At 67.0% G+C, this 12,828-nt stretch carries 11 protein-coding genes; 2 read left to right on the top strand and 9 right to left on the bottom strand.

Annotated elements, in window-relative coordinates; all coding sequences use genetic code 11:
- Window positions 1-12: 12 nt before the first annotated feature.
- Together JOF45_RS11115 and JOF45_RS11120 are read left to right on the top strand one after the other, a co-directional pair.
- Window positions 13-1,560, top strand: coding sequence for a SulP family inorganic anion transporter (locus JOF45_RS11115; protein WP_210049901.1), 1,548 nt, complete (start codon window positions 13-15; stop codon window positions 1,558-1,560).
- Between the two features lie 120 nt (window positions 1,561-1,680).
- Window positions 1,681-2,379, top strand: coding sequence for a Fic family protein (locus tag JOF45_RS11120; protein ID WP_245324789.1), 699 nt, complete (start codon window positions 1,681-1,683; stop codon window positions 2,377-2,379).
- A 291-nt stretch (window positions 2,380-2,670) separates the two neighbouring features.
- On the opposite strand, the gene JOF45_RS11125 is transcribed toward JOF45_RS11120, so the two are convergent.
- The 9 genes from JOF45_RS11125 to JOF45_RS11165 all read right to left on the bottom strand — a co-directional run bounded on the left by JOF45_RS11125 (window position 2,671) and on the right by JOF45_RS11165 (window position 12,805).
- The gene (locus JOF45_RS11125; protein ID WP_210051442.1) at window positions 2,671-3,984 is read right to left on the bottom strand and encodes an ISL3 family transposase; all 1,314 of its coding nucleotides are present in this window, start codon (window positions 3,982-3,984) and stop codon (window positions 2,671-2,673) included.
- Between the two features lie 131 nt (window positions 3,985-4,115).
- The gene (locus tag JOF45_RS11130; RefSeq protein WP_210049903.1) at window positions 4,116-5,426 is read right to left on the bottom strand and encodes an ISL3 family transposase; all 1,311 of its coding nucleotides are present in this window, start codon (window positions 5,424-5,426) and stop codon (window positions 4,116-4,118) included.
- Between the two features lie 188 nt (window positions 5,427-5,614).
- Window positions 5,615-5,917 (bottom strand): histone-like nucleoid-structuring protein Lsr2, encoded by a 303-nt coding sequence (locus tag JOF45_RS11135; protein ID WP_210049911.1) that lies wholly within the window; start codon window positions 5,915-5,917, stop codon window positions 5,615-5,617.
- A gap of 195 nt (window positions 5,918-6,112) precedes the next feature.
- Complete coding sequence (locus tag JOF45_RS11140) at window positions 6,113-6,265, bottom strand: hypothetical protein (RefSeq protein ID WP_188682169.1); 153 nt, start codon at window positions 6,263-6,265, stop codon at window positions 6,113-6,115.
- 24 nt (window positions 6,266-6,289) lie between these two features.
- Window positions 6,290-7,843: a lysine--tRNA ligase gene (lysS, locus tag JOF45_RS11145; protein WP_342591475.1), complete on the bottom strand. Its 1,554-nt coding sequence runs from the start codon at window positions 7,841-7,843 to the stop codon at window positions 6,290-6,292.
- A gap of 37 nt (window positions 7,844-7,880) precedes the next feature.
- Window positions 7,881-8,876 (bottom strand): DMT family transporter, encoded by a 996-nt coding sequence (locus JOF45_RS11150; protein WP_210049915.1) that lies wholly within the window; start codon window positions 8,874-8,876, stop codon window positions 7,881-7,883.
- Window positions 8,877-8,932: 56 nt separating this feature from the next.
- Window positions 8,933-10,918 carry a M13 family metallopeptidase gene (locus tag JOF45_RS11155; protein ID WP_210049917.1) on the bottom strand — a complete coding sequence of 662 codons (1,986 nt, stop codon included), beginning with the start codon at window positions 10,916-10,918 and terminating at the stop codon, window positions 8,933-8,935.
- A 35-nt stretch (window positions 10,919-10,953) separates the two neighbouring features.
- Window positions 10,954-11,970 carry a pantoate--beta-alanine ligase gene (panC, locus tag JOF45_RS11160; RefSeq protein WP_342591476.1) on the bottom strand — a complete coding sequence of 339 codons (1,017 nt, stop codon included), beginning with the start codon at window positions 11,968-11,970 and terminating at the stop codon, window positions 10,954-10,956.
- Between the two features lie 94 nt (window positions 11,971-12,064).
- On the bottom strand, window positions 12,065-12,805 hold the full coding sequence (locus JOF45_RS11165) for a hypothetical protein (protein WP_210049927.1): 741 nt from the start codon (window positions 12,803-12,805) through the stop codon (window positions 12,065-12,067).
- Window positions 12,806-12,828 lie beyond the last annotated feature (23 nt).

A 12,828-nucleotide genomic window follows, 5' to 3' on the forward strand; every position in this document is an offset into this window, starting at 1 on the left:
TCCATCCTCCGAATGGAACTCTACCCTTACGTCAGGGTAGGGTTGTGCCTCGTGACTGAGACGACCGGCGCCCCTGAAGCAGGCAGAGACCACTCCATCTTCGCGGCCCTGAAGTCGCCGCGCCGGCTGCGCACTGAGACGCTGGCAGGCCTCGTGGTGGCCCTCGCCCTGATCCCCGAAGCCATCGCCTTCTCGATCATCGCCGGGGTGGACCCCCGGGTGGGGCTCTTCGCCTCCTTCACGATGGCAGTGGCGATCGCCTTCCTCGGCGGCCGGCCCGCGATGATCTCCGCGGCCACCGGTGCCGTCGCCCTGGTCGTCGCCCCGATCACCCGCGAATACGGCCTCGACTATCTGATCGCCACAGTGATCCTGGGCGGGCTGATCCAGGTGATCCTGGGACTGATCGGCGTGGCCAAGCTGATGCGGTTCATCCCGCGTTCGGTCATGATCGGGTTCGTCAACGCCCTGGCGATCCTGATCTTCACCTCCCAGCTTCCGCATCTGACCGATGTGCCCTGGGCGGTCTATCCGCTGGCGGCGGCCGGACTGCTCATCATCTTCCTGTTCCCCAAACTCACCAAAGTCATCCCCGCGCCCCTGGTGGCGATCGTGGTGCTGACGGTGATCACGGTCTTCGCGGCGATCGCGGTCCCGACCGTCGGCGATGAGGGCGAGCTGCCCGATTCGCTGCCCTCTCTGCTGATCCCGGATGTCCCGTGGACCCTGGAGACCCTGCGGATCATCTTCCCCTTCGCGCTGACCATGGCGCTGGTGGGTCTGTTGGAGTCCCTGCTGACCGCCAAGCTGGTCGATGACATCACGGACACCCACTCGGACAAGACTCGCGAATCCTGGGGCCAGGGCGCGGCGAATGTGATCACCGGCTTCTTCGGCGGCATGGGCGGCTGCGCGATGATCGGCCAGACCATGATCAACGTAAAGGCCTCCGGAGCGCGCACCCGGCTCTCGACCTTCCTGGCCGGCGCCTTCCTGCTGATCCTGGTGGTGGTCCTCGGCGACGTCGTCGCCGTCATCCCGATGGCGGCCCTGGTAGCGGTCATGGTGTTCGTCTCCTGGGCCACGTTCGACTGGCACAGCATCGCTCCGGCAACTCTGCGGCGCATGCCGAAGTCTGAGACCACCGTCATGGCCGCGACTGTGGTGGTCACCGTCTGGACCCACAACCTGGCCTACGGAGTCATCGTCGGGGTGATCGTCGCGATGGTGCTCTTCGCCCGCCGCGTCGCCCACTTCACCTCCGTGACCCGTCAGGACACCGGCGACGACGACGGCCAGCGGGTCTACCAGGTGGAGGGCGAACTGTTCTTCGCCTCCTCCAACGACCTGGTCTACCAGTTCGACTACACCGGAGACCCCGAGGACATCGTCATCGATGTCTCGAAGGCACACATCTGGGATGCCTCCACCGTGGCGGCACTCGATGCGGTGCAGACCAAATACGAGTCCCGCGGCAAGAGCGTCACCATCGTGGGCATGAACCCGGACAGCGCCGAGCGGCACGGCCGACTCTCCGGATCCCTCGGCGAAGGGCACTGAGGGCAGGAAACTGAGGATAGGCGCTGGGGAATGGGTACCGAGGACAGGCACTAAGCCGCCGCGGATCTCGACGAAGCGACAGTTGCACTCAGCCGCTTCGACGACCACGCCCGCAGCACCCTGCCTCCAGCGAGCACCGCCCTGGGACCGATGAGCGCCATCCTGCTGCGCACAGAATCGGCCTCGTCGTCGCAGATCGAGAACCTCACCGCAGGTGCCCGCCAACTCGCACTGGCGGAACTCGAGGAAAGCCGCAGCAACAGCGCCCGGGTCGTCATCGGGAACGTCCATGCGATGGAGGCCGCCCTCCACCTCGCCGACCGCCTGGATGAGGACGCTCTGCTGACCATGCAGCGCATCCTGGTCCAGGAACAGCCCCAGTCAGAGAACTATGCCGGACGCTATCGGAACAGCCTCGTATGGGTGGGCATCTCAGGCGTCTCCCCGATCGGCGCGAGTCACATCTCCCCGCAGGCCGAGCACATCGCGCCTGCGATGGACGACCTCATCCGGTTCATCCGTCGTGCCGACATGCCCGTGCTGCTGCAGGCGGCACTGGCGCATGCGCAGTTCGAGACCATCCATCCCTTCGAGGACGGCAACGGCAGGACCGGACGAGCACTCGTCCACGCGATGCTGAAGGGCAAAGGCCTGGTCACCAGCACGACCGCCCCCCCTCTCTGCCGGCCTGCTGAAGCAGACGCAGAACTACTTCGACGCGCTGACCCAGTTCAGAGACGGCGACGCCGGCCCCCTGGTCTCCTGCTTCATCGACGCGGCCCTCTTCGCCGCCGCCTCCGGCACCCGCCTGGTCGATGACCTGAACGCCGAGCTGGCCGGCTCCTCCGAGCGCCTGGCCGGCCTACGCCCCCAGGCATCCGCGTGGAAGGTCCTCCCCCAGCTCATCGCGCACCCGGTGGTCAATGCGGCCTTTCTGCGCAGACACCTGCAGTTCAATGAGATGACCACCCAGCGAGCACTGACCCAGCTGACCGAGCACGGGGTGCTCGAAGAACGCTCTGGGCTCAGGAGGAACCGCGTATACCAGCACCCGGGCATCCTCCGCACCCTAGACGCCTACACCCAGCAGCTGAGACACGACAAAGGGGCTCATCGCAGATGAGGGTGTAGTAGTGGCCTGAATCCGCCGGTCTCGAGCAAGCTTCTCGCGATGTAGTGGGTCAGGTTCCTGAAGCCCAGGGCAGACCCGCGGAGGTGCTCGAGGCGGCCGTTGATGGCCTCCGATGGCCCGTTGGACGTGCCGGGGCGGTCGAAGAACGCGAGGATGTCGGCCGCGCGGCGCTTGATCGTCCGGCCGAGGGTGATCAGCTCGGGCAGATCCTTGGGGACGCCTGCGGAGAGTTCCGCGATCACGCGTTCGAAGATCTTCCTCCCGCGGGCGGGATCCTTGTGTCGGTAGGCGGCGACCGCGCGCTGGTAGACGTCCCAGGTGACCTCGACGGCGACATGATCGGGATGCTGGTCGAACACTGCCTCGAGCGTCGCGAGTTGGTGCTGCTTCAACAGTCCGAGCCCCGTCCTGAGCAGACGGCGGCAGCCGTAGAGCGGGTCGCCGGTCCGGCCGCGATGCCCGAGAGTCTCCTGCTGGACGCGCTGCCTGGTCTTGTCGAGCGCATCGCCGAACAGCTGAACGACATGGAACGGATCCATCACGGCCGTCGCGTCGGGGATCTCTTCGCCGGCGGCGGTCTTGTAGCCGGTGAAGCCGTCCATCGCGACGACATCGATGCCATCGCGCCAGGCCTTGGGGCGTCCGGCGAGCCAGGTCTTGAAGGCGTGCTTCGAGCGGCCTGGGACCATGTCGAGCAGCCGGGCGGGGCCGGTCTTCTCGCGGGCCGGGGTGAGGTCGATGATCACGGTCACGTATTTGTCGCCGAGGCGCGTGTGGCGCCAGACGTGTTCGTCGACGCCGATCGTGGTCACCCCGTCGAACCTGCGGGGGTTGTCGATCAGGACGCGCCGGCCCTCGACGAGCACGGCGTCGTTGGCGGCATGCCAGGACACGTCGAGGGACTCTGCGACCCGCGCGACGGGCAGGTGCTGGCAGACGACAGCTTCCAGGGCCCACCGGATCGCGGCGCGAGTGAGTTTCCCCCGCGGCTCGGCCGCCGCCGTGGTGTCCTCGCGCCAGATCGTCCCACAGCCGGAGCATGCGAAGCGGCGGACGCGGACGAGGAGCGTCGTCGGCCGCCAACCCAGCGGGACATGCGCCAGCCGGCGGGCCTGTGTCCCGCGGGCGATGCCTTCGGCGCCGCAACCGCGACAGAACGGGTCGCGGTCAGTGACGCGGCATTCGAGTACCGCCTTGTCAGGATCGATCTGCTGGCCCGTGACGGTGAGGCCGTGCTCATCGAGGAGGCAGAACGCAGACAGGTCAGGGGCGGCGAAGGTACCGTGGAACATCGTCGAGGTCTTCCTGATGGACAGCGTGAGAACTTCCATCATCGGAAGGCCTCGACCTCGTCTCCGCGACCGCCACGCCGCCGGCTCGTCAACCGACGGCTACACCCTCATCCGCGAAGAGCCTATGCGGCTCATCGCAGATGAGGGTGTAGCAACGGTCTGAAGCCTCCAGTGTCTAGCAGCGATCTCGCGATGTAGTGGGCGAGATTTCTGAACCCCAGTGCAGTGCCGCGCAGGTGCTCGAGCCTGCCGTTGATCGCTTCTGTAGGCCCGTTAGAAGTGCCAGGCCTCTCGAAGTAAGCCAGGATGTCCGCAGCCCGGCGATTGAAGGTCCTCCCCAGGCTGATCAACTCCTGCAATCGGCGGGGCACCGCCCGGCGCAGTGAAGCGATGACAGCCTCGAGCTGTTTCTTGCCCTCGCTCTTCGAAGGGTTGCGGTAAGCGGCCACGATCTTCTGATAGATCCTCCAGGTCGCCTCGACCTCGACGTGCTCATCCACAGCGAAGACTCCGGCCAGTCGACTGTGTTGCTTGCCGGTGAGCAGGTCAGCGCCGGTCCGAAGCGTCCTCCGGGTTCCGTAGAGAGGATCACCAGAGCGTCCCCGGTGTCCCAGGGTGTCTTGTTGGACCCGCTGCCGGCACCGATCGAGTGCATCCCCGGCCAGGGCGACGACGTGGAAGGGGTCCATCACCGCGGTCGCCTGCGGGAGTTCCTCGGCGGCGGCGGTCTTGAACCCGGTGAACCCGTCCATGGCCACCACCTCGATCCCGTCCCGGAACTGCTTGTTCTGGGCGTCGAGCCAGGTCTTGAACACCTGCTTCGAACGCCCGTCGACCATGTCCAGCAGCCGGGCCGGCCCGGTGCCGTTGCGCACCGGGGTCAGATCGATGATGACCGTGACGAAGTGACTGCCGCGGCCGGTGTGGCGCCAGCAGTGCTCATCAACGCCTAAGACCCTGACCCCGTCGAATCGGGCTGGGTCATTGATCAACAGTTTCGTTCCGGCGGTGAGCACGGCGTCATTGACCGTGTGCCAGGCGGCGCCGAGGCCGGCCGCGATCCGGGTGACTGACATGCGGTCGATCACCAATGATTTCAGCGCCCAGAGCACCGCGTGGCAGCTGAGTTTCGCTCGTGGTGCCGCGGTGCAGCTGGTGTCTTGGCGCCAGACTCGGGCGCAGTCAGCGCACCGGTATCGGCGCACTCGAACCACGAGTGTGGTGGGACGCCAGCCCAAGGGCACGTGCGCCAACTGGCGCACGACGGTGCCGATGGAGACGCCCTCGGCGCCGCAGTGCCGGCACCATGGGTCGTCTTCGCGGACGCGGCATTCCAACACGGCTCGGTGTTCTTCGAGGCGTTGGCCGGTGATGGTGAGTCCGAGCTGGTCGACCAGGCAGAAACTATCGATGTCAGGGGTGGTGAAAGTAGGCTTGGCCACGTCGAGGTCTTTCTAGATGGGCAGTGTGAGAACTTCCATCTTCGGAAGGCCTCGACGTCTATCTGCACACCGCCACGCCACTACTTCCCCGCAATTGCTACACCCTCAAATGCGAAGAGCCGACAAAGGGGTGGCCCCGAGGATCCACCCCTCTGCACTGCCGGGACTCTGAGTCCCGGGAAAGTCTCTTATCGCTTCTTGGCGTTGCGGTAGGCCTCCACGATGTCGCGGTGCAGACGACCTCGGCTGGAGACCTGGTAGCCGTTCTTCACGGCCCAGTCGCGGATCTGACGCGCCTCGTTCTGCGGAGACGGCGGTGCGATGGCCCGACCCTTACGGATGTAGCGCTTGAGGAGATCGCGCAGTTCTTTGGCGTTGTCGTCGCTCAGATCGATTTCGTAGAACCGCGAGTCCAGGCCGAATGTCACGGTCTCTTTCGCCTCACTGCCGTCGAGATCATCGACGAGGACGACTTCTACTTTCTGAGCCATATGCACCTCACTGCTCAGTTGAGAGAATGCTCAGAAGAACCGGATGCGGTGGCACTCTCAGAAGGGATATCAGACACAGAAAGTATCCCAAGAATAATGTTTCCTGGTCAACTTCAGGGCATCCAGGTTATTTCAAGCTAATCAGTCGCGGTGAATAGCAGAAAACCAGAGCGATTTTCGGCAGACCCCAGTTCCTCAGCGGTCCTGGCCCAGCTCCTCGCGCACCTGCGCCTCGGCGCCGCGCTCCTTGCGGTCAGCGCGGAAGATCGAGCGCATGGCCAGCCAGAACAGCAGGCCGACGCCGACCGACGGGGCCAGAACTTCGAAATACGTCCAGAAGTTTTCCATTGAATTCCTCGCCTCTATTCAGGCTTATGAGTTGTCCACTTCCGGCTTCAGCAGCGGGAAGAGGATGGTCTCTCGGATTCCTGCTCCGGTGAACAGCATGACCAGGCGATCGATTCCCAGGCCCAGGCCGCCCATCGGCGGCGCGCCGTACTCCAGGGCACGCAGGAAGTCCTCGTCGTACTGCATGGCCTCGTCATCGCCCTCAGCGGCCATGCGGGACTGCTCCACCAGGCGCTCACGCTGGACCACCGGGTCCACCAGCTCGGAGAACGCAGTGCCGCGCTCCATGCCGCCGATGATCAGATCCCAGGCCTCGATCACGCCGGGCTTCTCGCGGTGCTCGCGGGCCAGCGGCTGGGCGATCGGCGGGTAGTCGCAGACGAAGGTGGGCTGCATCAGGTGCGGCTCCACGATCTCGCCGAAGAGCTCCACCACCAGCTTCTGGGCGCCCCAGGCCGGGTCCACCTTGACCTCGTGCTTCTCAGCGATCTCCCGCAGCACCTCGGCCGAGGTCTCGGGGGTGATCTCCTGGCCCACAGCCTCGGAGAGGCCGGGGTAGACGCTGAGCCACGTCCACTCGCCGTCGAGGTCCACGGTGACGGGCTCGCCGTCGGGACCTGCGACCTCCACCTGGCGTCCCACACCGCAGGCGTCGGCGGCGTTGCGGATCATCTCCTGCATCCGCTCGGCCATGGTGTACATATCCGCCCAGGCCTCGTAGGACTCCAGGGTGGTGAACTCCGGAGAGTGTGTGGAGTCCACGCCCTCGTTGCGGAACACGCGTCCGATCTCGTAGACGCGGTCGATGCCGCCGACCACAGCACGCTTCAGGTAGAGCTCGGTGGCGATCCGCAGCGTCATGTCCTGGTCAAAGGCGTTGAGGTGGGTCTCGAAGGGACGCGCCTGCGCACCGCCGTGGACCAGCTGCAGCATGGGGGTCTCCACCTCCACATAGCCGTGGGAGTGCAGAGAGTCGCGGATGGACCGAGTGATGGCCGCGCGCTTGTACACCATCTCGCGGGCCTCATCGCGGACGATCAGGTCCGCGTAGCGCTGGCGCACGCGGGTCTCCTCGTTCAGCTCAGCGTGGAGCACCGGCAGCGGGCGGATGGCCTTGGAGGCGATCTCGAAGCTGGTGGCCATCACGGAGAGCTCGCCGCGGCGGGATACCACCACCTCGCCGGTGATGCGGACGTGGTCGCCCAGGTCCACCAGGGATTTCCAGTCGGCCAGGGCCTCCTCACCCACCTCGGCCAGGGAGATCATGGCCTGCAGACGGGAGCCGGATCCCTGCGGGCCGCCTTCCTGCAGAGTGGCGAAGCAGAGCTTGCCGGTGTTGCGGATGAACATCACACGTCCGGTGACCGAGACGGTCTCTCCCGTGGACTCGCCGGCCTCCACGGTGCCGTCGAACCGCTTCCGGACCTCGGCCAGCGAGTCGGTCCGCTCCACCTTCACGGGGAAGGGCTGGACGCCGCGGCTCAGCAGACGCTCACGCTTATCCATGCGGACAGCACGCTGGTCATTGGTATCGAGGTCTTTGGCAGTGGTCTCAGCAGTGGGGTTCTCGGCAGTCACGCCCCAATTGTCCCCTATGGGCGCATAGGGTGCCACTTCACGGAACAGGCATGGGCGCGCGGTGCTGATCCTCCGGTCCCTGGCTCGGATCAGGGTCTGCGGACCCGCCGGATTCCGCGGCATTGGTGGGGGCCACGGCCAGGATGACCAGCACTGCCGCGATGACGGCCAGTCCCGCCCAGCCGAGCCCTGAGAGCTGCTCTCCGACGATGATCACCGCCAGCAGCGCGGCCACGGCCGGCTCGGTCAGGGTCACCGTGGTGGCGGTGCTCGCCGGCACCCGAGTCAGCCCGAATCCGAAGAGCAGATACCCCACGAACATGGGTACCAGGGCCATATAGGCCGCGACGGCGAAGGCCTCCGGACCGGCGATCAGCGGAGCTCCGGTGATCACCAGCACCGGCATCAGCAGCAGACCCCCGACGCCGAACACCGCCCCCATCGAGGCGGCTCGGCCCGCGCCCTCCTCCATCAGGCGGTGCACCGCCCAGGAGAAGGTGGCGTAGGTGGCCCCGGCCACCAGCCCGGCGGCGATGCCGCCCACCGTCTCCGCTGTGGAGGAGGCGGGCTCGTTCATCTTGGCCAGGCAGAGCATGGTGCTGCCGGTGATGCCCAGCCCTGCGGCCAGCATCCACCAGCGGCTCAGCGGCTTGCCGTCCACCAGCCTCTCCAGCATCCCGGAGGCCAGCGGCGCCGAGGCCAGGGACACCACAGAACCGATGGCCACCCCGGCATAGTGCATGGAGCTGTAGAAGGCCAATGGGTAGATCATCACCGCCAGCCCGCCTAGCGCCAGCAGGCCCCAATGCGCGCGCAGCCGCTGGCGGGCGGCCCGCAGCGCCGGCAGAGCGATGAGCGCCTGGAGCAGACCGCCGATCCCCAGGGCGGCCGAACCGATGGCGAAGGGGCCGGCGTCGGGAGCGAAGGTGGCGGCGGTGCCGGTGGTGCCCCACAGGACCGAGGTGATGGTGATCGCCCCGATCCCGAGGCCGCGCCCCTGAACAGTCCCAGTCCTCCTGACAGGCCCAGTCATCGTGGCAGTCCGGTCATCGTGGCAGTCCTGCTCATCGTGTCACCGTGCCGGCGAGCTCACCAGATGGTCACGCGGTCTTCGGGGGCCAGGTACATGGCGTCGCCCTCTGCGGTGCCGAAGGCCTCGTGGAAGGCATCCAGGTTCTTCACGATCTGGTTGGCGCGGAACTCGGCCGGCGAATGCGGGTCGATGCTCAGCAGCGTGATGGCACGCTCCGGGCGGGTCACATGCCGCCAGGCCTGAGCCCAGGCGAAGAAGAACCGCGCATCCTCGCTGTATCCGTCGATCTCCTGGGGCTCCACACCCTGCTGCTCGCGCCACAGAGCCAGAGCCTTATGCGCGATTCCCAGGCCGCCCAGGTCACCGATGTTCTCACCCAGGGTCAGCTCACCGTTGACCGTGTGGTCGCCCTCGTGGTCCTCCAGGGCGGAGGGGACCAGGGAATCGAACTGGTCCACCAGCTTCTTGGTCCGCTGCTCGAAGGCCTCGCGGTCCCCCTGAGTCCACCAGTCGGTGAGCGAACCGTCGGCGCCGTAGCGGGAGCCCTGATCGTCGAAGCCGTGGCCGATCTCGTGACCGATCACCGCACCGATGGCACCGAAGTTCTGCGCCATGTCCCGCTCCACGGAGAAGAAGGGCAGCTGCAAGATGGCCGCCGGGAAGCAGATCACGTTCTCCAGCGGGTGGTAGTAGGCGTTCACCGTCTGCGGGGTCATATGCCACTCGTCCGGATCCGGGCCCTCGTCGATCTTCTTCACGTCCCGCTCCCACTCGAACTGAGCGGCCCGGGCCACGTTTCCGACGACGTCGTCGCGGCTGACCTGCACGCTGCTGTAGTCGATCCAGCGCGCCGGATACCCCACCAGCGGGCGGAAGGCCTCCAGCTTCTCCAGGGCCCTGCGCCGGGTCTCCTCCCCCATCCAGTCCAGCGTGGAGATGGACTGGCGGTAGGCGCCCAGCAGAGCCTCGATCAGCTCGTCCATCGCCTGGCGGGCCTCCGGCGGGTAGTGCCGGGAGACGTAGATCTGGGCGACGTCCTCGCCCAGGTGGCCGTTGACCATGGCCACGCCGCGCTTCCAGCGCTCCTTGAGCTCCGGGACGCCGTTGAGGGTCTTGGAGTAGAAGCCGAAGTGCTCCTGGACCATCTCCTCGTGCAGCAGCGGGGCGGCCCAGCGCAGCACCTGGATGCGCAGCCAGTGCTTCCAGGTCTCCAGGCTGATGCTGGTCAGCGCGGCCTGCATACCGGGCAGGACATCGGGCTGGGTCAGCACGATCTCCCGGGTCTGGGACTCGGTGAGGCCCCAGCCGGCGAAGGCCTCGGTGACCAGCGGCATCAGCGCGATGACCTCTTCGCGGGTCTTCAGGTTGTAGCGCTTCTGGGCGTCGCGGGTGGTGACCACATCCCAGTGGTGGGAGGCGATGGTCTTCTCCAGGCCGAGGACGTCGGCGGCGGCCTCCTCGGCGGGGCGGGGCTCCAGGCCGCCCAGGATCAGGACACGGGCCAGGTGCTTCTGGTACTCCTCGCGGATCTCCGCGTAGGCGTCCTCGCGGTAGTAGGACTCATCGGGCAGGCCGATGCCGTCCTGGATGATGTGCCAGAGCTCGCGCTCCGGGCTGCCGGCGTCGCGCAGGGAGCCGGCGGCCACGATGCCGTCCATCCCATAGCGCTGCCAGGAGGCGGAGAGCCGCACCAGCTCCTGGACGGAGCTGACGGCGTCGACCTCGTCGAGGAAGCTCTGGATGGGGGCGAGCTTCTGCTGCTCGGCCCGCTCCGCGTCCATGAAGGAGGCGAAGAAGCCCCCCACCCGGGCTGCGACCTCGGCGAACTCAGTGCCCTCGAAGGCACCTGAGGCGGCCTCTTCGAGGATGGCACGGACATCAGCCTCAGCCTTGTCCCGCAGCTCGAGGAAGGAACCGTAGGAGTCCTGGTCGGAGGGGATCTCCGCCGTCTTCAGCCAGGTGCCGTTGACGTGCTTCTGGAAATCCTCCTGCGGCCGGATGGAGTCATCGATGTAGGGGAAGGAGGAGGTCTCAGTGCTCATCTCTCCAACCTACACCTGTGCCGCTCGCCGTGGTCCTAGGATCCGGTGCCCGATCTGAGCTCGACGGCGTCGATCAGCCGGACCGGTCCCACGCGGGCCGCGATGAGTGCCAGGGCGCGGCCGTAGAGCACGTCATCCTCAGTGAGGCGGACCCCGCTGCCGGCGGCCTGTTCCCCGCCGGGCTGGATCTGTCCGGGCTCGATCTCCTGCAGCGTGCTGGGGTCGACCACCACCAGATAGTCCAGGTCCACCCCGTCAGCCAGGTTCAGCTGGGCGACGACGCCGTCCACCTCCAACGGCTGGCCCTGAGCCGCCCGATCGTGCACCTGGAACAGGGCTGCCGAGAGCGCCGCAGCCTGCCGGTGCTCCTGCTCCGAGAGGCGCTGGTTGCGGCTGGACTGAGCCAGTCCGGAGGGATCGCGGACGATGGGCAGGCTGCGGATCTCTACCGGGTGGTCCAGGTCGATGACCATGCGCCGGATGACGGCCAGCTGTTCGGCGTCCTTCTCCCCGAACCAGGCCTGGACCCGGGCCGGAGCCTGCGGGGTGACGATGTTGAAGAGTTTGTTGACCACTGTGACCACTCCGTCGAAGTGACCCGGGCGGGAGGCTCCCTCCCAGCGGCGGCCGAGCTCGCCGGCCTCGACCCGGACCAGCGGCGCTGCGGAGTCTCCGTCCTGGTAGCCCGGGTACATCTCTTCGATCTCGGGGACGAAGACGAAGTCCACGCCGTGCGCATCCAGCAGCTCCACGTCGGTCTGCAGCTGGCGCGGGTAGGCGCGGTAGTCGGCGTCGTCGTCGAACTGCAGCGGGTTCACAAAGATGGAGGCGACCACCACGTCGGCCTCAGCGCGGGCGGCCTCGATGAGGGAGGCGTGACCGGCGTGCAGGGCGCCCATCGTGGGGACGAAGCCCAGCGTGGGGACGGCTCCGGCAGGCAGGTCCCGGCCGGCGCGGTCCCGGCCGGCGCGGTCCCGGCCGGCGCGGTGCAGGGCGTCGACGACGGCGGCTCGCAGCTCAGCGGCCGTGCGCATCACGCGGATCTCGGTCACAGGTCCAGTGTATGGGGGTGGACGCGTGGGCTCAGCGCGGGGGCCGGCGGGATCAGGCCAGCGGGATCAGGCCGGTCGAATCAGGCCGGTGTGCTCAGGCGTCCCGGGCGCTGTGGACGGAAAAGCCTTCCTCCGTCAGACGCTCCTCCACGGCTTCTGCCTCGTCGGATTCCTCCACCGAGACGATGATCCGGCTGTATTCGCCCTCGGGAACCTGTCCGGCGTCCTGCATCAGGCTCCACAGCGATTCGGATCCCATATACGCCGGCTGCGGGCCATCGGCGCCGGGGTCCTCATTGTCGATGCTCGCGACGACGTCCAGCTCGATCTCTGCCGGTTCGCCCTGCTGCGGGCCGGTGACCTCGGTGTAGGTGAACGTCACGGTCTCACCGACGAGATCTTCCAGGGTGCCGCCTTCGACCTCGTGCGGAACCACCACCTGGTCAGGCTCCAAACCGTCGTTGGGGATGCCGCCGGCGACGACCTCCGGGGTGCGCGCGGGGATCAGCGGAGTGGCCGCGATCCCGCCGGGATTGGTGCCGGCGTCGGGCCACCGGTCCTGCGGAACCTCCAGGAAGGACTGGAACCAGGGGGCCGCCTGCTCAACACCCTCAGTGCCACGGATGACCTCCAGGGCCTCAGAGTCCAGTGGAGCCGCCTCCGCGCCTTCAGGCTCCGACGAGACCTCCAAGAGGTCTGTGGAGGAATCTCCGGCAGAACATCCGACGACGCCGGTGACCGCAAGGAGTCCGCCCGTCAGCACCGCGGCCGAGCGGAGGGGCTGGGGTGCTGCGGAACGAAGTCCCGGCCCGAGCGTGGCGATCTCGTCCTGCATGGTCTTTCCTTCTGAACGGCGGA

Origin of the sequence: Nesterenkonia lacusekhoensis (assembly GCF_017876395.1) — a bacterium.
In the GTDB taxonomy this organism is placed as follows: domain Bacteria; phylum Actinomycetota; class Actinomycetes; order Actinomycetales; family Micrococcaceae; genus Nesterenkonia; species Nesterenkonia lacusekhoensis.